The sequence below is a fragment of the Dehalococcoidia bacterium genome (assembly GCA_021295915.1).
Lineage (GTDB): Bacteria > Chloroflexota > Dehalococcoidia > Lucifugimonadales > UBA1123 > VXRN01.
Genome location: JAGWBK010000001.1, coordinates 27590 through 48331 on the forward strand (window position 1 = coordinate 27590; position 20742 = coordinate 48331).

Annotated in this window: 19 protein-coding genes; 7 read left to right on the forward strand and 12 right to left on the reverse strand. The window is 57.1% G+C overall.

Annotated features, from left to right (window positions below):
* Window positions 1-18 precede the first annotated feature (18 nt).
* Both J4G14_00160 and J4G14_00165 read right to left on the reverse strand, forming a co-directional pair.
* On the reverse strand, window positions 19-1374 hold the full coding sequence (locus J4G14_00160; GenBank protein MCE2456215.1) for a CoA transferase: 1356 nt from the start codon (window positions 1372-1374) through the stop codon (window positions 19-21).
* Between the two features lie 2 nt (window positions 1375-1376).
* Complete coding sequence (locus J4G14_00165) at window positions 1377-2576, reverse strand: CoA transferase (protein ID MCE2456216.1); 1200 nt, start codon at window positions 2574-2576, stop codon at window positions 1377-1379.
* 173 nt (window positions 2577-2749) lie between these two features.
* On the opposite strand from J4G14_00165, the gene J4G14_00170 reads away from it, so the two are divergent.
* Window positions 2750-3724, forward strand: coding sequence for a 2-hydroxyacid dehydrogenase (locus tag J4G14_00170; protein MCE2456217.1), 975 nt, complete (start codon window positions 2750-2752; stop codon window positions 3722-3724).
* A gap of 56 nt (window positions 3725-3780) precedes the next feature.
* Here J4G14_00170 and J4G14_00175 read toward each other — a convergent pair whose 3' ends face one another.
* The 6 genes from J4G14_00175 to J4G14_00200 all read right to left on the reverse strand — a co-directional run bounded on the left by J4G14_00175 (window position 3781) and on the right by J4G14_00200 (window position 9233).
* Window positions 3781-4467, reverse strand: a complete 687-nt coding sequence (locus tag J4G14_00175; protein MCE2456218.1) for a histidinol phosphate phosphatase domain-containing protein — start codon at window positions 4465-4467, stop codon at window positions 3781-3783.
* Between the two features lie 20 nt (window positions 4468-4487).
* Window positions 4488-5054, reverse strand: coding sequence for a thiamine pyrophosphate-binding protein (locus J4G14_00180; protein ID MCE2456219.1), 567 nt, complete (start codon window positions 5052-5054; stop codon window positions 4488-4490).
* A 75-nt stretch (window positions 5055-5129) separates the two neighbouring features.
* On the reverse strand, window positions 5130-5696 hold the full coding sequence (locus J4G14_00185) for a UbiX family flavin prenyltransferase (GenBank protein ID MCE2456220.1): 567 nt from the start codon (window positions 5694-5696) through the stop codon (window positions 5130-5132).
* A 53-nt stretch (window positions 5697-5749) separates the two neighbouring features.
* Window positions 5750-6586, reverse strand: coding sequence for a putative 4-hydroxybenzoate polyprenyltransferase (gene ubiA, locus J4G14_00190; GenBank protein MCE2456221.1), 837 nt, complete (start codon window positions 6584-6586; stop codon window positions 5750-5752).
* 41 nt (window positions 6587-6627) lie between these two features.
* Window positions 6628-8082 (reverse strand): menaquinone biosynthesis decarboxylase, encoded by a 1455-nt coding sequence (locus J4G14_00195; GenBank protein ID MCE2456222.1) that lies wholly within the window; start codon window positions 8080-8082, stop codon window positions 6628-6630.
* Window positions 8082-9233 (reverse strand): hypothetical protein, encoded by a 1152-nt coding sequence (locus J4G14_00200; GenBank protein MCE2456223.1) that lies wholly within the window; start codon window positions 9231-9233, stop codon window positions 8082-8084. The genes J4G14_00195 and J4G14_00200 overlap by 1 nt, the downstream gene beginning before the upstream one ends.
* A 164-nt stretch (window positions 9234-9397) precedes the next feature.
* Between J4G14_00200 and J4G14_00205 the strand changes: the two genes are divergently transcribed.
* On the forward strand, window positions 9398-10630 hold the full coding sequence (locus J4G14_00205; protein MCE2456224.1) for an NAD(P)/FAD-dependent oxidoreductase: 1233 nt from the start codon (window positions 9398-9400) through the stop codon (window positions 10628-10630).
* A gap of 7 nt (window positions 10631-10637) precedes the next feature.
* Here J4G14_00205 and J4G14_00210 read toward each other — a convergent pair whose 3' ends face one another.
* On the reverse strand, window positions 10638-11546 hold the full coding sequence (locus J4G14_00210; GenBank protein ID MCE2456225.1) for a hypothetical protein: 909 nt from the start codon (window positions 11544-11546) through the stop codon (window positions 10638-10640).
* Between the two features lie 177 nt (window positions 11547-11723).
* On the opposite strand from J4G14_00210, the gene J4G14_00215 reads away from it, so the two are divergent.
* Together J4G14_00215 and dtd are read left to right on the forward strand one after the other, a co-directional pair.
* On the forward strand, window positions 11724-12050 hold the full coding sequence (locus J4G14_00215) for a zinc ribbon domain-containing protein (protein MCE2456226.1): 327 nt from the start codon (window positions 11724-11726) through the stop codon (window positions 12048-12050).
* A 3-nt stretch (window positions 12051-12053) separates the two neighbouring features.
* Window positions 12054-12518: a D-tyrosyl-tRNA(Tyr) deacylase gene (gene dtd / locus J4G14_00220; protein MCE2456227.1), complete on the forward strand. Its 465-nt coding sequence runs from the start codon at window positions 12054-12056 to the stop codon at window positions 12516-12518.
* A 13-nt stretch (window positions 12519-12531) separates the two neighbouring features.
* Here dtd and J4G14_00225 read toward each other — a convergent pair whose 3' ends face one another.
* Complete coding sequence (locus J4G14_00225; GenBank protein MCE2456228.1) at window positions 12532-13416, reverse strand: CoA ester lyase; 885 nt, start codon at window positions 13414-13416, stop codon at window positions 12532-12534.
* 135 nt (window positions 13417-13551) lie between these two features.
* Entirely contained in the window at window positions 13552-14493 is a 942-nt protein-coding gene (locus tag J4G14_00230; protein MCE2456229.1) for an alpha/beta hydrolase, read from the reverse strand.
* A 155-nt stretch (window positions 14494-14648) separates the two neighbouring features.
* On the opposite strand from J4G14_00230, the gene secA reads away from it, so the two are divergent.
* The 3 genes from secA (at window position 14649) to J4G14_00245 (ending at window position 19795) form a co-directional block, all read left to right on the forward strand.
* Window positions 14649-17270, forward strand: coding sequence for a preprotein translocase subunit SecA (gene secA / locus J4G14_00235; protein MCE2456230.1), 2622 nt, complete (start codon window positions 14649-14651; stop codon window positions 17268-17270).
* A 76-nt stretch (window positions 17271-17346) separates the two neighbouring features.
* Complete coding sequence (gene polX, locus J4G14_00240) at window positions 17347-19113, forward strand: DNA polymerase/3'-5' exonuclease PolX (protein ID MCE2456231.1); 1767 nt, start codon at window positions 17347-17349, stop codon at window positions 19111-19113.
* Window positions 19114-19144: 31 nt separating this feature from the next.
* A complete protein-coding gene (locus J4G14_00245; GenBank protein MCE2456232.1) occupies window positions 19145-19795 on the forward strand; it encodes a hypothetical protein in 651 nt (216 codons plus the stop codon).
* Window positions 19796-19891: 96 nt separating this feature from the next.
* Here the strand turns inward: J4G14_00245 and cofE are convergent, their stop codons facing one another.
* Window positions 19892-20662, reverse strand: coding sequence for a coenzyme F420-0:L-glutamate ligase (cofE, locus tag J4G14_00250; protein MCE2456233.1), 771 nt, complete (start codon window positions 20660-20662; stop codon window positions 19892-19894).
* Between the last annotated feature and the right edge of the window lie 80 nt (window positions 20663-20742).

Below are 20742 nucleotides of genomic sequence, written 5' to 3' on the forward strand. Positions count from 1 at the left end.
TGATCCGGGCTGATCCTGTCAGCCCGTGTCAAACTTGCGCCTCACCTGGTCTTCGAAGTCCGGCTCCCATCTCACGATCCGGCCTTGCGACAGTTGGGTTTCGTTTGTTGTCTGTCGTGAGGCCCGTGGATTGGCAGGAGAGGTACCGATCACGCCCGCGCCGGTCATTTCTGCAATATTGGGGTCATTCAAACCCAGGAGACCGGAAAGCACCTCTTTGTTGTGTTCCCCAAGAGTTGGTGCAGCAGACCTGATAGTCCCAGGCGTCTCCCCAAACCTCCATGGCCTGCCTGCATAGGGCAGGGGAGGCATCCCAGTCGATTCCGCGTGTTCTACGACTTCGTAGAACCCCCGGGCGTTGAGGTGGTCGTTGAAAAGAAGCGCCTTGCCGTCCAGTACTTCCCCTGCTGGCACGCCGACGGCTTGAAGCCGGGCCTGAAGGTCGGCCGCAGCCCAGCCGACGGTAACATCAGAAACGAGGTCGTCCAGCAGGTCGTGATTCTTGAATCTTGAAAGACCGTCGGCGAAGCGAGAGTCGCCAACCCACTCGGGTCGCTCCAGCACCTCACAGAATGCAGCCCACTCGCCATCTGATCTGACACTAAGTGAAATCCAACTGTCGTCACCCTTGCACGGATAGGTCCCCTGCGGCGCGTATCTATCGTCGCGATTGCCGGAAGTCCCTGCCACACGGCCATTGAAGGAATAGTCCATCAGCGGCTCGGGAACTGTGGCGGTAAGAGTCTGGGTCTGGGAGACGTCAATGAGCTGGCCCTGGCCTGTGACGGCTCGATGCATAAGAGCTGCCATGATGGCGAACACTGTGTGCTCGCCTGCGGTGTAATCAGCGTAGGGTAGTTCCGGGATGGCGGGAGGTCCGTCTATGTACCCAGTTACGGCAGCAAGACCGCAAGCGGCCTCTGTCCCATAACCAATGGCGCCGAATCCGCTCCACGGCCCAGTGTAGCCATAGCCCGTGGACGAGACCATGATGATGTCGGGTTTGACCTCACGCAGATCGTCGTATTCCAGGCCAAAGTTCGAAATCACGCGAGGAGTGAAATTCTCGATGAACACATCACTAATGGCGATCAGATCGACTAGAGTCTCAATCCCAACGGACTGGGCCAGATCAAGCGTTAGGCTCCGCTTGCCCCTGTTTTGCTCGTAGAAGTTGACGGCCCGATTCCAGAATTCCCCAGAGCTGTCATTCTCGTAGAAGCTGGAAACTCGATACCCGTCCATGCGTGTGCAGGACTCGATGCGTATGACCTCGGCACCCATATCGCCAAGCATCTTGGCAGCGAATGGGACCGCAATAAGTTGACCCATTTCGACTATCCGCGCGCCCTCCAGGGCCCTTGTCGGTGCCATAGTCAGACCACCCCCGAGGCTACGAGCTGGCGCAGATCTTTGTGGGACATGGACAGTTCGTCGACGTAAACTTCGACGTTGTGCTGTCCAAGCGTGGGTGCCGGAGATTCAACCGACCATGGAGTGCGTGACATCCCTAGAGGCGCGCCTGGATATTCTGCCTTGCCTGCGACGGGATGGTCGACTTCGGTGAAGTATCCCCGATGCTGGAACTGGGGATTCTCGTACAGTTCGGATGCATCCAGGACCATCCCGTAGATCAGACCCCTTCGCTGGTTGGCCCTGTAGAACAGGTCTTCCTTGTCGTACTGTCTGAAGGCGTCTCGCAGTATTCTGTCGAGGTCGGTTGCGTGCTCTAGACGCCCTTCGGGGGTAGAGAAACGTTCGTCCGCGAGTTCATGGGAATCCAGGAAGTCCACGGTAGCATCCCAGTCGACCCCGCCAAAGGCAATCGGGACGATGTATCCGTCCCTGGTTTCCACAGGCGATCTGGGTAGCTCTCCTGCCTCACTCGGACGCCGCCACTTGATGGCGCCGGTGTAGGTGAAAGACGAGGTCGTGTCCCTGAGCCCTGTGGCGACGCACTCCTGGATAGAAATGTCGATCCACTGTCCAGTGCCCGTCATAGCCCGATGGTACATTCCAATCAGGGCCGCAGACGCAGCATCGGTGCCCGCCTTGAACTGGGCCTGGTTGAAGCCGTGCTTAAGCGGTTCCCGGTCGTTGTCGCCGAATATGTACTGGATACCGCTGAGGGCGTACTCTACGATGTCGGTCGCTTCGTAGTCCCTGTATGGCCCAGTCTGTCCGAAGTTCGAAATAGAGACCATTACCAGTGACGGGTTTGTCTCTCGAAGTGTCTCATAGGTGATTCCGAGGGCGGGCAGGGTCTTCGGACGGAAATTCTCCACAATCAAGTCCGACTCGTCAGCTAGTCGCCGAAGTAGCCGCCGTCCGGTTACGGATTTGAGATCGAGCGTAATTGAACGCTTGTTGGTGTTCAGGTAGAGGAACGTGAGGCTCTTGTCAGGGCGAGGATCATCACCAGCAAACGGCGGCATAGCCCGGGCTGGGTCGCCAGAGCCTGGGCGTTCAATCTTCGTGACACTCGCGCCGAAATCTGCAAGCAGCTTCGTGCAGTATGGACCTGCGATGTGATGGGTCAGGTCCAGGACCTTGATTCCCTCGAGGGCTCTAGCCAATGGCTGCTCCGACTCAATGTGATTTGGATTCCGCAGTTTCGAATTATACAGCGTCATTCTCTGGCAACAAGGTTCCCCCGCCTAGGTGCAAGTACGTTTGCCGATAAAAAATGGCACACGTATAATCGGGCTGCTTCAGCAAGCAACAGTCCCACATTGCAAAAGGAGAAGATATGGGAGCACAGGTAATCGTTTATGGACCGAGCGACGCTCTGGTGGCCGACTTCCAGAGAGTCGCCCCAGAAGGCGTCGAAGTAGGATGGGTTGATTCCAATCTTTCGCTCGACGAGCAGGCTGAACTGCTTCAAGATGCCCAGGTGGCAATCGTTGGGGGAGCTCCGGTGACGGTTGAAGTCGCCAGCCGAGCGCCGAACCTCAAGCTTGTCCAGACAGTCAGTGCCGGGACTGACACCCTGGACAAGACTGCTCTGGGTGAGATGGGCATCCGTGTCTCCAACAACGGTGGTGGAAACGCGGTCGCGGTCGCCGAGCACACAATCGCGCTGCTCGTCAACACGATTCGGAAGATGCAGCTTCAGTTCAACGCAGTAAAGGCAGGGGAGTGGGCTGGCGACATCCGGCAGGCCTGGTTTTCCCAGGCCAATGAAATCGAGGGAAAGACCGTAGGAATCGTAGGGCTGGGCAGAATCGGTTCACGCGTGGCGCGCAGACTGCAGGGATGGGACTGCGACATCATCTACTCTGATGTCGTGGATCCAGAGCCGGGCATCGAGGAAGAACTCAACCTGAGGCGGGTGTCGCTGGACGAATTGCTTCAGGAGTCGGACATCATCACGTTGCATGTGCCGCTGGGCCGTCCGACGTTCCACATGATCAGCGATCGGGAATTCGACCTCATGAAGCCAACTGTTGTATTCATAAACGCCTGTCGCGGTCCGGTCGTTGACGAGGCAGCCCTGATTCGCGCGCTTGAATCCGGAAAGATCGCACAAGCCGGTCTGGACGTGCTGGAAGAGGAGCCGACACCCGTCGACAACCCTCTGCTCAAGATGGACAACGTTCTGGTTACGCCCCACCTTGCGTCATTTACGCAGGAGTCAGGCGAAAAGAGCCGGACGTTTGCCGTGTATAACGCGGCTAGAATCCTGCGAGGAGAAGATCCTGAGTCAGTGGTTCTGCCCGACTAGCAGTCTCTTTGAGCTAACAGAGTGGGTGGGCAGCTTCCCATTGCCCACTCCGGACCCTAGCTTCTAGGAGCTGGGACTCTCTCCCTGCTCACGCCGACTCTCTCGAGAACATCCAGAGGCGCTGAGTCAAGCAAAGCCACAGCATCTTCCAGATCAAGCCCTGAACCTCGCGCAACTTTCATGGCGAAGTCGCGGCTCAGGAGATCTTCCGGCGCGTGAGCGTCGGAGTCCAGCACCAGCCTGGCACCGGCGGCACGGGCAGTCTTAACGACGTGACCGTTCGCCATACCGTGACCTTTTCGGCCGGATACCTCCAGGAATACGCCATTTGCCGCTGCTATCCGGGCCTCTTCAAGCGTAATCAGGCCTGGGTGTGCGAGGATATCAACCTCGCCACTTGAGACGGAGGCAAGGTTGGTGCCTTCGACGACGGGTTCTGTGATTGTCTCACCGTGGACGTTAATCATCACCGCGCCTAGACGTCTGCACTCGCGAGCAAGCCTGTCAATGTCTTCGCTTGGGGTGTGGGTTATCTCAACCCCGGGCATAGCTAGAATGTCCCAGCGGGAGTTGGCCATTTCACAGTCGGCGATCAGTGTCTTGAGGATGAACTCCATGTTCCCCGGACCAACGTGGTCCGTGATTGCCATCGCCCGATAGCCGGCATGAATCGCGCGCCTTATCAACTCAACAGGGGAAAGCACGCCATCGCTTAGGAAAGTGTGAGTGTGGAAGTCGAACATAGTCTGGTGGGTTCTCGTTTTTAGTCTTGCTGAAGCGTCCCGGCGAGTTCGCGCATCTTCGGTCCGGTCTTGCCCATGTAGAACGGGGGCGGAATCGGAGGATGGGTAACTTTCAGGCAGACGAAGATGGGACCCTTTTGCTCGAGAATCAGGGGCAGTTCGCTGGCAAGGTCTTCCAGGTCGCTGAACTCATACGTGCGTTCGAAACCAGCATCTCGGGCCATGGCGGCAAAGTCTAACTTTCCGGAGCCCGGAATCGGCTGACCGCCGGTGGTGAAGTACATCCCGTCCTCAAAGACGAAGTGAACCAGGTTGTCTGGAGCAGTTTCGGCGATCGTGACCAGGGCGCCAAGATTCATCAGAAGCCCACCATCACCATCGAGGCAGAGCACCTTCTTGTCTGGCTGCGCTAGTGCTATCCCGAGCGCGACTGATGAAGCCTTTCCCATGGCGCCAAAGATTGGGAGATCAAGGTCAGGCTTCTCGGTGACCGCCTCCCAGTACCGGTTGGGAGTCATGGTTCCAACGACAACAGCGTCGCCCCTCACATCGTTTATTGCCTTCGCCGCGTCATTGGAGGAGATCATATTAACGTTGCTCCTTGGATTTCGACTCTGGTTGGCAATTTTAGCCAGCGGGCCCGACCGAAACAACTGCCAACCTCAGTTAACCTCCCCCCGATACTGGAACTCTTCCGGCAGCTGGGCAGTAATCTTCAGTGCCAGAAGGGTTCGCTGAGCGGCGAATCTTGCCAAGTCTTCTACGGTCTGGTGCCGAAAGTAGAATGCCGGCTCAGGAGGGATAATCGCGGCTCCAAGTGAAGCCAGTTTTGTCAGGTTTTCGAGGTGGATCACGCTGAGCGGTGACTCTCTTGGAACGACGACAAGTGGTCTGCGCTCCTTGATGGTCACATCTGCTGCTCGCCGAATGAGATTGTCTGAAGACCCATAGGCGACTGCTGAAACAGTTGCCATGCTGCACGGCACGATCGTCATCCCTTGGACGGGAAATGTGCCACTTGCGATTGGAGCAGCCATCTCCTGGGGACCGTAGTAGTCGAACGACCCGGAGTCTGACCATCGCTCAAGAGCCGCACCGAACGACTCGTCCATCTCCTGTTTCCACACCATCCTTGCCGTACCTGTGGCAGACGCGATCACAGGTACACCTTCCGACAAGAGGGCATCGATAGTGTGCAGAGCCAGGATTGCACCGCTGGCGCCGGTCATCCCTACCACTACCGGCGGAGGACGGACATCCTGGGGGATACGGTGACCAGAATTCATCCTATGTACACAGCCCACACAGTGCCGACAAGCATCGTCGTCGAGACATATGCATTGATCCGCCCGAAGGCAACGCCGAGTCGGGACAGGTTGGACGGCGATACGAGGATGTACTTGTAAACAAGAAAGCCAGACGCGGCCACGCACGACAGGAAGTACGGCCACGAGAGCCCCATCCAGATTCCCAGTCCAACCAGACACAGGACGGCACAGACATCGAGCGTGCGCGCAATGAGGAACGCCCTGGGTACACCGAAGCGGGATGCAATTGAGTGAAGCCCATTCTGTCGATGGAATTCGACATCCTGAGTGTGGTAGATGATGTCAAAACTCCCGGCCCATAGTGCGACTGAAAGTGATATCAGCACAGGTTCCCAGGTCAGGCTGCCGGTCACTCCAATCCAGGCCGCGGACGGCGAGATCGCAAGTGCCCAACCTAGCAGTAGATTGGCCGCCCATGTAAAGCGTTTGGTGTAAGGGTACAGGATGAGATATGCGGCAGCCACAGGCGTCAACATCAGGGCCAGCGTGTTCAGCTGCGAGGCTGCAAATAGAACTACGAAAAGCGAGACCACTGCGAGCGCGGTCATCTCTTTTGCCTTCAGCTGCCCTTGTGGGATGTGACGCATGGACGCCCTCGGATTCAAGGCGTCTATGTGCCTGTCAATAACTCGATTCGCCGACATTCCGACGGTACGGGCGCTGACCATCGCAAGGGTTATCCAGCCGAAGGTTGCCCATCCCGGAAAACCGTCGGCAGCCAGCGTCATGCCGATATAAGCGAATGGCAGGGCGAAGATGCTCTCATGGAACTTGATCGCGTCCAGGTACATTGGCGCCCTGCGCCAGAGGGACGCAGTGGATGCTGCCGTGCTCAGAACCCATACTCCTGCCATCGACTGTCAACCAGACGCTTGATGTCGTCGCTCATTACGATGTCGGGAGGCCAGTCACGGCTCCTTCCCTCACCCGGAAACTTTGCAGTCGCGTCCACTCCGATCTTGCTGCCGAACTTCGGCGTAGGCGTTGCATGGTCCAGATCGTCGAGGGGTCCGTCCGCAAGTACAATGTCGGTTGCCGGATCTATGTTATTGGTGACTCTCCAGGCAACTTCGGACAAGTCCTGCACGTCGACGAAGTGGTCAACTACAACAATAGTCTTCACCAGCATCATCAAGCCAAGTCCCCACAGGGCGTGCATGACTTTGCGGGCGTGACCGGGGTACTCCTTACGAATCGACACGATGACCAGATTGTGGAATATGCCTTCTGCCGGCATGTTGACGTCGGCTATCTCTGGGAGCGCCATCTGCATGGCAGGCAGCATTGTGCGCTCGGCGGCCTTGCCCATGAAAAAGTCTTCAGTTGGGGGCCGACCGACCATAGTCGTGGGGTAGATTGGATCTCGGCGATGCGTCATCGCGGTGACGTGGAATACCGGGTATGGCTCAGGCGGGGAGTAGTATCCCGTGTGGTCCCCGAATGGGCCCTCGTCCCGCGTCTCCCCGGGCACAACGTAGCCCTCCAGGACATATTCGGCGTGCGCCGGCACCTCAAGATCCACTGTTTTGCACTTGACCAATTCAACCGGCTCGCCGCGAATGGCGCCGGAGGCCGCCAGTTCATCCATGTCGGGGGGCAGGGGCATAGAGCCCGTCCACATAGTAGTGGGGTCGGCGCCTAGCGCAACGGCTACTTCCAGTCGTTCTATGCCCTGTTCCTGCGCGCGCCTTTCGTGTCTCGTACCAACCTTGTGTGTCTGCCAGTGCATACCCGTGGTCTTCTTGTCGAACACCTGCATTCGATACGTGCCGACGTTTCTTCGACCTGACTCTGGGTCACGCGTGATCACAAGAGGCAGTGTGATATAAGGTCCTGCGTCGCCGGGCCAGCATGTGATGATCGGCATTTTGTATAGATCGACGTCGTCGCCTGTCAAAACCACTTCCTGGCAGGGAGCACGCCTGACAGTCCGGGGCTGAGTTTTCGCGAGTCCTACGATGTCTCCAAGTGCTCGCAGCCTACCTCCGATACCTGTAGGGGGGGCCTGCGCCATGCTGAGCAAGCTCCTGACGCGGTCCACCAGTTCATCGATGTGGTCCACGCCTAGAGCTAGCGCAACGCGCCTGTGGGTGCCAAAGACATTAATCAGAAGGGGAGTGCTGTGGCCTCGAACGTTAGTAAACAGCAGCGCAGGGCCACCACTCTTTACCATACGGTCGGTAATCTCGGTGACTTCCAACTCGGGATCGACTGCGGCGTCGATTCGCTTCAGCTCACCAGACTGTTCGAGGAGCTCAATGAATCCTCTAAGGTCTTTAAATGCCATTATGAATCGGACCGCTGGTCGGCCATTCTGATCTCGGTCGAAGAGATGTCCTCTCTAAACACCGACTCAGGAATCTCAGTGAACATGTCCGAAAGGTCTGCAGGGACATCGATGTCCCTAAGAGTTCCGAAGCCGTCATCCTTAATCCGACCAGCGACCAGGAACGAGCAACCTATAGATTTCATCTCCATGAAGGCGGATATCATGTTCGACCGGCTACCGTCGTAATACTTAGGGTCGACGAGGCGTACTAGCGTATCATAGCCGATGACGAATACACACCCGGGCAGTAAACGTGCCTTCTCGTAGAATGCCGGCGCTCGGGTAGCGATCACGCTGGCACGACATCTGAACTGATCTATCCGGCTCCTGACTTCAGATGGAGCAAGTTCAGGCTTGTCGACGTTGGTGACTGAGAGTTCGAAGACCACGGGCAGTCCCAACTGGTCAGCGGCCGCTGCAGCCAGCTGATCATGACCACCATGGCGGGGATTGAAAGAGCCAGAGATGATTCCACCCCTGAATGGAACGTCAGCTTTCTGTACGCCTTCAAGGTCGACCAGTACATGCCCAACGTGGCCCCTGGTCAAAGCTTCCAGCGGATCACTGAAATCAGTGCCCTCCGGAACAACGATTTCATCCTGAGTCAAACCCATATCGAGCTGATCGTTGAGACCCAGTGATGACGCTAGTGAGTTAAGAATCAGCCTGCTTACGACCCGGTCCTCCTGCTCTCTCGACCGCAGTCCTTTTACAAACGTTATGGACACGGTCTCCCAGCCAGTTGGTCCATATACGCAGACGTGACATCTGTGGTCGCCACGCTTAGGGCGATTTGTGGCGATAGTGGCGGTGCTGGCAACGCCAAGGACAGGAACATCAGTCTCACGCAGGGCCACGGCTCTTTGGTAAGCCGCTCTTGCGAGCGAAAGCGCCGCTCCGGAAGACACGTACTGGCTTGGCTCCTCACCGAGATAGTCAACAACGGCTGACGAAGCGTATGGGACCTGGATGTCCAGTATCGTGCCTGAGGCGCCTGCCACACTGAGTATGTCGTTAATGGCCTGCGACCCGGCTCCAGCTATCACCAGAGATGCCATGCCCTCAGCGCCATGGATAGACTCAATTAGCTTCTGTGAATCTGGCTCCATAAGTCTCCCTAGTCTGAGATTACTATAAGCCGAGTCGGTAGCAGACGCAATTGACTTTGCCCTGGGCACTTTTGCGTCGGCAGAACAGTCCAGCTTGTCCGGCACTGACGCCCTGCGCTAGTATTCGGGCGGCTTGCCCACGTACTTCTCAGCATGATGAATCCTTGAATCGAACCAAGCGCTTGTATGACGTTCTGATAATCGGTGCCGGACCGGCCGGAAACGTGGCGGCTCTCGAACTCGCCGAGGGCGGCGCACGCACAGCTGTGATCGACTACAGAGAGAGGATAGGGGACAAACTTTGTACGGGGGTGATTGGTCTCGAGTGTGCAAGGAAGTTCCCCGTGTCGAAGGGCCACATTCGACGTCAGGTCGATTCTGCGCTGGTTCACTCCCCGGCAGGTAGATGTTACAGGGTCAAGAAAAATGGGCCGCAGGCACTCATCGTTGACCGAGTTGCGTATGTCAGTGAAGTCGCCTCGAGAGCGACAGCCCAGGGTGTCGAATACTTCATCGGGTGCAGAGCAACTGCGATCGACAGGACCCGAAATGCAGTGCGAGTCTGGACGAGGCGCGGACCAATGGTCGAGTGCTTTGAGAGTCGACTACTGCTGATCGCCACAGGGTTTCGTTCACCCATTACCCGAATGGCCGGGCTATGTGACCTAAACGACCAGGACTTCATCTTCGGTCAGCAGGTTGAGGTTGCAACTAACGGTCAGAAAGACGTGGAAGTTTTCGTTGGCGGGGAAGGGGCTCCGGAATCAATAGGGTGGCTCGTGCCTACAACAAACTCACACGGGCTGATTGGCACTATTTCCCGCCAGAAGCAGGCAGTGTGCCTGGATGCCCTGGTCGCGAAGTTGAGGAACGAGGGAAGGATCGCAGCCAACGTTAACGGGGTCAGTCGTTGGGGTATCCCGGTCAGACCTCTAACCAGGACATACGGACCTCGCACAATGGTGTTGGGGGATGCTGCGGGATTCACGAAACCGACCACAGGCGGCGGGATCTACTACGGTATGATGTCCGGTCGAATAGCGGCTGAGACTGCGTTGGAAGTGCTGGACTTAGGTGGAGACCTCTCGGCCCAATCACTCAAGCAGTACGAGCGCCGATGGAAGCGCGAGTTCGGTCGTGAGATGGATGTCGGTTACTATGCCCGCAGACTGTTCGAGGCGATGAGCAACGAGCAGAAAGAAGAGATCATGAGTGTGTTCCTGTCAGAGGAAGTGCAAGCGGAGGTGATTGCCGCCGATGACTTCTCGTTCGACTGGCACAGTCGAGCGATCCTGGGCACTGTCAGTAATCGCAACATCGCAGGAATGATCGTCGGGCTTGGGCCAACGATAGCGCCACTCCTCACCCGGCTGATAAAGACCGCCACGAGCGGATGACCCTCAGCTATTCTTCGCGGAACAGCTCCGCAAGGATGCCCATTCGAACGTAGAGAGCGTTTTCGGCCTGTCTGTAGAAGGCCAGCCGCGGATCGCTGACGTTGATAACGAAGTCGCCGCTGCGCTGCATGGGATCCATGACCACCGTGTGCGGCTGTAGAGAGTCCATAAAGGCCTGGTCCACAACCAGCCTCCCGCGTCCTCTCGTCCTTAGCAACTCCATGTGAGCCGCCGTTCTCGGGCCATTGAGGTATATCGCGTCAACCTCCGCGAGCGACTCGAGACTGTCACTGCTATGGAACCTGACTCCTCGTTCTGAGCAGTAGGCAACAACGTCCGAGGGAACCTGACCGCTGAACGGCACCGAGACAACCTCTACTCCATCAAAAAGGGCCAGACCCTTCAACAGGGCAGCAACGTTCCGGTTTTCGAGACGCCCTACTATGGCAATTTTGCGACCATCGATCTCGCCAAGCTCTCGGTGGATGGTGTAGAGGTCTGCGAGGGCCTGAGTTGGATGATCATCGGCGCTGCCACCGTTTACCACGTGCATGGCATCCACGGATGCGGCTCGCTCGGTGACATTCGGGTCCCCACTTCGGACCACAACTACGTCCATCTTCAGGCTGGCAAGTATGCTGGTTATGTCATCGACGAACCTGGAGCTGTGGACGGGAAAGAACTGGGATGCATCTTCAGTATGGTATGCCTGACCTCCGAGTAACCCAACGGCCCTCTCGAACGAAGTTCGGGTAAGGAAACTGGGCTCGTAGAACAGGCAGTAGAGGGCCTTGCCCCTCATGGAGTCAGGAACGGAGTCAGGTTCCCTGAGTCGATCGCACAGTGGGAATAGGGTCTCTTCGACCCATTCCCTGGTGAGGTGAGTAGTCTTTGTGAGGTGTCTCAGCTGCGGCATCCTGTCTTATCGGACCTTCGCTTGAGCGTTCGAATTCAAGCTGAGATTGTACATGAGCGACCATAACAGAGGCCATTCGTGGTTTGACACTCGCAGCCCCCAATGCTAGATTTATCGAGGTGATTAGCAGTCCCAAAACAGGACTGCTAAGTATTCATAAAGACGGGAGGCGGGAACTTGCCCAGGTACGACTATCGTTGCACGGCCTGCGGCCACCAGTTCGAGTTAAGGCAGAGCTTTGACTCAGACCCAGTGGCAGACTGTCTCGAGTGCGGGTCGCCATCAAATCGCAAAATCCACGCACCTCCGGTCATCTTCAAGGGCAGCGGTTGGTACGTAACGGACTACGGCAAGGGTCGCGGCAACAACGGGATCAACTCGGAGCGATCGGAGGCGAAGTCGTCTGAAGGCGAGTCATCCGAGAGTGGCAAGTCTGAGAACTCGTCCAAGTCGAATGAGTCCAAGTCCGAAGCTAAGAGTGCATCAACAGCCAGCAACGAATAGCTTATGCGCGCGCTGATTCAGCGTGTTTCGCAGGCATCCGTCACAGTGGACGGGGAGGTCCTGGGTCAGATAGGCCCGGGACTCGTTGTTTTTGTGGGGATCTCTGAAACGGACGGTCAGAGCGAGATTGAGTTTATCGTTTCCAAGACCGTCAACCTTCGAATCTTTGCTGACGATCAGGGACGCTTCAATCACTCTGCCCTGGACGTGGATGCCCAACTACTCGTCGTAAGCCAGTTTACGCTTTACGGCGATACACGCAGGGGGAGAAGGCCAAGCTTCAGCCGCGCCGCTGCTCCAGAGGAGGCCGCTGGTCTCTTCGAGGACTCACTTCTCGCGTTTGGGGAGACCGGCCTGAAAGTGGAGACTGGACGATTTCAGGCGTACATGAACGTGATCATACACAACGATGGCCCAGTCACGATCATGATTGACTCTGACGACCTGAATCGCCCGCGTAGAGCGTAGGGCCAGAGCGGTACTAACACCCGCATTCCGCGAGGCCCATCGCCCTCGCCTTCTCGATAAGAGCCTGCGCTCTCTTCACAACCGGGACGTCGATGACCTTGCCATCCAATGAGGTTGAGCCGCGTCCCATCGCCGCCGCTTCCTCGAATGCTTCAATCTCTCTCTGGGCCTGAGAGATCTCCTCTTCTGATGGAGAATACACGTTGTTGATGATGTCCAGCTGCGCCGGATGTATGGCAAATCGCCCCTTGAAGCCTATCGCTTTGGACATCTCGGTGTTTGCCTTCAGTGCGATGACATCTCGAAAGGAGAAGAAGGGCGTGTCGAGCGCGAGTACGCCCGCTGCACGAGCGGCAACGGCAATCGCACCTCGCGCGTAGGCAAGTTCAGCATCCCCGTCGGTGCGTTTGATCTCCATATCGTTGGTGAAGTCTTCAGCGCCGAGGGCAACAGCCACAATTCTCTCTGAGGCTGTACAGATGTCGTACACCCTGACGATGGCTTCCGCGGACTCGATCCAGGGCACGAGCCGGGTGGCGCCCCGCTCGACCCCAGCGGCATCCTCCGCCCGGTCCAAAAGGCTTAATACTTCCGCCACTATCTCCGGGTTATCCATCTTGCCAACAGATACGCCAAAGATATGTGGGCCAACTACGGCTGAGAGGTCTTCCTCAAGAAGTCCAGTGTCCAGGGAATTGACCCGCGGTATCACAGAAACGCCCGTGGCGGCCAGTTCCGGTACGTACGATGCAGTCACGTTGCGGGCATTGGACTTCTCGTCCCAGGGGACGGAATCTTCCATGTCAGGCACAAAGGCGTCGGGCCTTAGTCCAATAGCGCGGTCGAGCATCCTCGGCGTGTTGCCCGGAACAAACAGCAGGCTTCTCAGAACAATCATATCGCCCCTAGTCCAATTTCATTCAGAACGTATTGCAATGATTTGACGTGACGGCAGCACCCAAGTGCAGAAGTACGCACCGGTCAATAGGCAGTTGACTTGCAGGTCCAGTTACTCTCCGAGGCCGCACCGACTCTATATGTGTGAGGAGATGAACTCGTTCATCCGCTGACGCGCTGACTGTCCCAGTTTGGTCGGATGTGCATCGAATCCATGAGGTCCCCCGGGATAGACGATGAGTTCGCCCTTGTTACCCGCGGCCATCCACCGCTGGTGCATGAACAGAGTGTCATCCAGCAGAGGGTCAAGGGTACCGACTGAGAAGAGGGCAGGGGGAAGGTCGTGAAGATCGGCGTACAGTGGCGAGACATCAGGGTCTTGACGCTTTTCGGCAGGCACGAAGTGATCGTAGAACCAGTCCATGATCGCTGTGCTCAGCACAAATGGTTCGTCGCCCCAACTTCGCTGTGATGGAGTCATGGCGAGATCGTAGACCCCGTAAACGAGATTTGCCGCCCTGAAGCCGGTGTAGCCGTGCCTGTCACGCATTCTCAGCAGTGTCGTTGCCGAGAGGTGACCTCCCGCAGACTCGCCGCCGATTACTATGTTGTCGACACCAAACTCGGACTTGGCGTTCTCAACTACCCATGCGGCAGCAGCCTCGCAGTCGTCTAGTGGCGCCGGATAAGGATGTTCAGGTGCAAGCCTGTAATCCACGCTGATCACCGCCGCTGAACATGTCTGGGCAATCTCCTCGTTTCGCGGGTCCTGCAGGTGCGCCCGCCCTAGTACCCATCCTCCTCCGTGTATGTGCAAGTAGACACCACGGGGATTGTCAGGGACGAACGTCCTGAGGGTTATCGGTCCGTGTGGGCCGGCGATCTCACGCTCCTGGGCCATTTCAGAGACTACCACCGGTCCGGCAGGTCCCCGGCCCTCCTCTCGGGCCGCCCTCGTCTCCTCGACGGGCACGTCCATGGCTGAAGGAGCCTGAGCGAGCAACGCTTTCAGATCGGCGTTGAATGCTGAAGTTTCCGGGTCTATTGCATCTGGTCTGAAAAGTGTGTGATCGACCATGTTTACACTCCTGGTAGGCTGCAGGTTAGGTTATCACAGGGCAGGGGACGACCGGACAGAGCCCCAAGTCGCAGAGTTCGGATATAATAGAACGGTGTCTTAACCGAATCAGGGCGCATGCTTACAGGCGCTGCGAGATGGGGGTGGTGACAGACATGTTCAAGTCAATTGCCAAGATATTCGGCGGCTCCGATGAGAAGGTGATCGCTAAGCTGCAACCCGAGGTCGACAAGATTAACGACCTCGAGGGAGAGTTCGAGCGCCTTACCGACGACGGGCTTAACGAAAAGACGGATGAATTCAGACAGCGCGTCGGCCGAGGGGAGGGCCTGGACTCGCTTCTTCCTGAAGCGTTCGCGGCAGTACGCGAAGCAGCGAAGCGGACCCTAGGTCAGCGCCACTACGACGTTCAGCTGGTAGGCGGGTTAGTTCTTCACCAGGGCAAGATCGCCGAGATGAGAACGGGTGAGGGCAAGACTCTCGTCGCCACTTTGCCTGCTTATCTCAACTCGCTCGGAGGAGAAGGTGTCCACGTTGTTACTGTCAACGACTACCTCGCCCGCCGCGACGCTCACTGGATGGGCGCGGTGTATTCCATGCTTGGAGTCACTGTAGGCGCGCTTCAGAACCAGAAGGCGCTGTTCTACGAGGCTGACTTCACCGAGGGTGAAAGAGGCTTCGAACACATGAGGCCTGCCTCCAGGCAGGAGGCATACCGGGCCGACATCACCTATGGGACCAACAACGAATTCGGGTTCGACTACCTCCGCGACAATATGGTCACATCCAATGAGGAGCGCGTTCAGCGTGAACTGGTGTTTGCAATCGTCGACGAGGTCGACAACATTCTCATCGACGAGGCCCGGACACCTCTGATCATCAGTGGTCCTGCGGATATGTCACAGCGGGATTATTCGAGATATGCTCGTGTAGCCCCAAGCTTGCGGATGGAAAAGGACTACACAATCGAAGAGAAGCATCGCGCTGTCTCGCTCACACAGGACGGTATCACCAAGCTCGAAGGCAGTCTGGGCATCACCAACCTGTACGGCCCGGAGAACTTCGGCGTCGTCCATCACATGGAAAATGCGCTTAAGGCTCAAGTCATCTTCCAGCGGGACCGCGACTACGTCGTCCAGGACCGAGAAGTAGTAATCGTCGACGAGTTCACCGGAAGGCTCATGACCGGACGCCGGTACTCTGACGGTCTGCACCAGGCGATTGAGGCCAAAGAAGGCGTGCGAATCAAGCCAGAGTCGATTACGTACGCGAACATAACCTTACAGAACTACTTCAGGCTGTACACGAAGCTCTCCGGGATGACCGGTACTGCCGCAACCGAGGCGGAAGAGTTCGACAAGATATACAAGCTCGATGTTGTCAGCATCCCCACCAATCGACCAATGGCCCGCGAGGATACAACCGATCTCGTGTACCGGGATCAGAAGGCTAAGTACACAGCAGTAGTTGCCGAGATTGAACGACGCCGCGAGGAGGGGCAGCCTGTCCTGGTCGGAACAACTGACATCGACAAGTCTGAACTCCTAAGTGAAATGCTGCGCCGGAAGGGCATTCCACATGAAGTACTAAATGCCAAGCAGCATGAGAGGGAAGCGACGATAGTATCCCAGGCGGGTGAGCCCGGAGCTGTCACGGTTGCCACGAACATGGCAGGCCGGGGTACGGACATTGTGCTGGGTGGAAGTCCTGACGCGAATGGGGCAGGTTCCCGAGACTGGGAGTCGAAGCACCAGACAGTCCTGAATGCTGGCGGGCTTCACATTATCGGCACCGAAAGACATGAAGCGCGTCGTATAGACAACCAGCTCAGGGGACGCGCGGGCAGGCAGGGAGATCCAGGGACCACGCAATTCTATGTCGCCCTTGACGATGAATTAATGCGTAGATTCGGCGGGGACCGAATCCGCTCAGTAATGGACTGGGCCGGACTTGAGGACGACGTCCCCATCGACAACGGGATGATCAACAAGTCGATCGAGAACGCGCAGGTCAAAGTCGAGGCCTACCACTTCGACATGCGCAAGCACCTCGTCGAGTACGACGACGTGGTCAACACTCACCGGGAGGTCATATATGGCGAGAGGGACAAGATTCTCTCCGGGGCAGACCTGAAGGCAAATATTCAGGACATGCTCGCAGACCAGATCAGTGAAATCGTCGCCGCCACTCTGGGTGACAGCCGTCCTGCTGACTGGGACATAGACCTGTTCATAGCTGAAGTGGGAACTGTGCTGCCGCCACCTGACGAGTTCTTCAATGATGACTACTTCGAGAAGAACGATGTCAATGCGGTAGAGTCCAAGCTTCTCGAACATGCGGAGAAGACCTATGAAGACATGGAAGAGGCGCTCACTCCCGAGATAATGCGCGACCTTGAGCGGTACCTGCTACTTCGATCAATCGATACGAACTGGGTACAGCACCTTACGACGATGGAGAACCTTCGACAGGGAATCGGGCTCCACGCCTACGGACAACGTGACCCGCTTGTCATGTACCGCAAGGAGGGTATGGACCAGTTCCAGCTCCTGCAGCAGAAGATCCAGAGTGACGTCGCGCACGCAATATTCAGGGCGCAGGTCACAATTGGGCAGCCGTTTGCCAACGGCAGCAACGGCCGCGTGAGAAGAAAGCGTCCTGCTCCACAGCCGATTAGAAGCGAAGCAGCAAGCGCCAAGGGCGGGCGCAAGGTAGGACGAAACCAGCCATGCCCGTGCGGTAGCGGAAAGAAGTACAAGCGATGCTGCGCGGCGTGATTTTGCTAGTCGCCATACCAAGTTGCTTCTATGACCCGCTGACGATCCATAACCCGAGGGAGTTTCCGGTCTAAAGATGACGAACTCCGAGATTGCAGAGAGGTTCGAGACCATCGTCAGCCTTCTCCAGATGAAAGAGGAGAAGGGATTTACGATCCGAGCGTACCAACGTGCGGCACGTACCATCGAGCGCCTTCCTCGAGACGTCGACGCTATGGTTCGAGAAGGTGAAGACCTGACCGAAATCCCCGGCATAGGTAAGGCGATCTCGGCAAAGATTTCAGAGTTGGCCGACACCGGCGAGATGAGCTACCTGGAACGTCTCAAGGCAGAATTTCCGGAGGGGATTCTCGATCTCGTAGAGATACCCGGGCTGGGTCCAAAGACAGTGGTGAGAGTCTGGAAAGAGCTGGACGTTACTTCAGTCGAGGCGCTGTCAGCGGCCATCGAGGACGGAAGGGTGGCATCTCTCCCCAGGATGGGGAAGAAGAGCGCCGAGAATATCCTCAGGGCAATCCAGTTTGCCAGGACAAAGGGAGACCGCACACCAATCTCAAGAGCCATGGATACGGCCCAACGAGTAAGGTCGCACATGGAGTCGACCTGCCCGGAGATATCCCAACTGGTCTTCTGCGGTAGCTTGAGAAGGTTCGAAGAGACGGTCGGGGACCTTGACCTCGTGTGCGTCACCGACGAGCCTCAGAGGGCTCTCGATGCGATGGTGGCGATGGACTCGGTAGAAGAAGTGCTAGGTCACGGAGAAAGCAAAGTTTCTGTCGTGCTGAACTCAGGCATCCAGATAGACCTCCGTGTTGCCGAGGCGCAAAACCTGGGTGCCATGCTGCAGTATTTCACTGGCAACCTGCATCACAATGTTCTGCTTCGAGAAGTCGCCACTGGTCTGCGATTTTCGCTCAACGAATACGGGCTTACCAATCTGGACACCGGAGAGCTAGAGACCTTCCGAGATGAAGAATCGCTCTACGCCAGACTCGGCCTCCAGTACATTCCTCCTGAATTACGGCAGGGAGGCTCAGAAGTTCGGGATGCCAGAAATGGGGCGCTTACCCACTTGGTGCAGGTTGCAGACATCAGGGGAGACCTGCACTCACACACGGACTGGAGCGATGGACGCGACACCATGGAGGAGATGATCCGTGCCGCCAAGGGCCGTGGCCTCGAATACATCGCAGTTACAGACCACTCAGTTGGACGTGGCATAGCAAACGGGTTAAGCATCGAACGACTCGAGAGACACGGAGAACGACTGAAGGAAGTCGCCGAGGCTGTCGGCGGCATTCGCGTTCTTCGCGGCACTGAAATGGACATCAGGGCGGACGGAACTCTCGACTACGCTGACGACGTACTGGAGAATCTGGACTGGGTCGTCGCATCCGTACACAGCGCGATGGCACAGGACTCGGAGACGATGACAAAGCGAATCATCTCTGCGATGAAGAACCCGCATGTCTCGGCGATTGGTCACCTTTCGACAAGGTTGATCGGAGAGCGTCGTCCTGTTGACGCGGACTACGAAGCAATCTTCAGAGCGGCCGCAGACACAGGAACGGCCCTGGAGATCAACGGCTCCCTGGAACGGCTCGACCTCAAGGACACCCACATTCGAAGGGCTAGGGAGCTTGGAGCTCCCCTGGTGATCGATACAGATGCCCACACCGTAGAGTCTCTGGGCAATCTGGAATTCGGCGCTCGACTGGCGAGACGGGCCTCGTGCGAACCACACCATATCGTAAACTGCATGGGCGCTGAACAGTTCTTTTCGTGGCTGAAACTGGACAAGTCAGCGCGAAGTAAGGCATTATCGGAGCATGGGCGAGTGTAATTCCAACACAGGGCCTGCTGAGGTGGAGGCAATGTCCCTCCTCAGGGAGAAACTCGAACAGGGTGAAAGTTGGCCAAAAGCCCTGCTCGAGGCAATGGCACTTTGGACTGCCCCTGAGGAGACATTCCTCGATACCAAGCTCGTTTACCTCATTGGCTCTGAAGCATTCGACTGGTTGGCGCTGGCAAATCGCCTGTCCTTCGAGGTCAGGGACCTCATCCCGGAAGAAGAGCTGGAGTCCCTTCTATTCGCCGGACGCTTTCCTTCTGACTTCGACGAGGCCGAGTTCAAGAGCATTCTCGGTTCGGACAAGTACAGTGCATACCTGAACTATTTCTATGGTGTCGAAGTGGAGATGGCCCTCCAGAACACGGTAGAGGGCGAAGTTGCCAAGCGCTTCTACGCAAGTGGTCGCCAGTACGCTGCCGATCACTCTGACGCGACATTCCAGAGAATCTATCGATCGTCCTACGACGACCTGCTGTCGTCATTCCGTGATGACCAGGACGTACCCAACAACCCGGTGGCGACACTTACTGAACTCAAGGAGTTCACGTACTGGTTGTTCAAACGCAGGTTGCGGGTGTCGGACAAGGCCAAACTTGCATCCGACACACATAAGGGCATCTCAGCGCTGGATTCCGCCGTCCACGTTCCAGAGGAGATCGGCGCGTTCGCCTAGCAGGCACCTGTACTATGGCTCCGACGGTCGATGTGTCACTCTGTGACCGGGGAGCCTTAACCGCTTCCTATGTTTGATTGAAGTCGACCTAACGGCTCACCTGAACATGTCGCGGGAGCGTTCTCGGACAAGTTGCTGGCTATTGCCCTCGGACTCGTCATACGGGTAGCCACGTACTATCGACACGGGAATGCCTATCGCCTTGAACTGTACCAGCTCAGCTGCGGCTGCAAGCTCATCCGCCACGGCGATGGTTGTGACGTGCATCTCACGTCCCTGTGCGTCCGGTAGTCCCCTGTAGTCCATCATGGGGTCCATTCCAGCCACACCTACTGCGAAGTTAACGTGGCCGTCACGCCAGGCCCGGCCGAACGTGTCGGAGATAATCACCGGAGTCTGAACACCTGAGGACCTGCGAATGTCCTCCATGATCCTCCGGGCCGATTCATCGGAATCGACGGGCAGCAGGCAGACTACGTCGTCCCCGGGGATATTGGACTGATCTATCCCAGCGTTTGCGCATACGAATCCGTGGTGCGTCTCGGAGATTATGACGCCGCGATCCGGGTCCATCCTGACAATTGACTTGCTCTCCTGAAGAACGAGCTCAATCAGCCTCGGGTCCCGGTCGGCAATTCTCGCGAATCCGACGGCGAATTCCGACGGCTCTACTGTAGACAACTTGACCAGACGGCCTTCGGCCTTAGACACGATCTTCTGGGTCACGACGACGATGTCGCCTGACTCCAGGGCTGTGCCCTGAGCTGCCGCTGCCTCGACAATGGTCTGGCCCAGCCTGTCGCCGGGCTGGACTTCAGGAATACCGTTTATGCCGAAGATGCTGACCGAATTAACTGACTGTTCCATTGTTCAAGCCACCATCGACCGGCGGAAATTCAGGCCGCCTGCCAAACTTGTCTCCCTGCCTGCCATACCAACGCATTCGT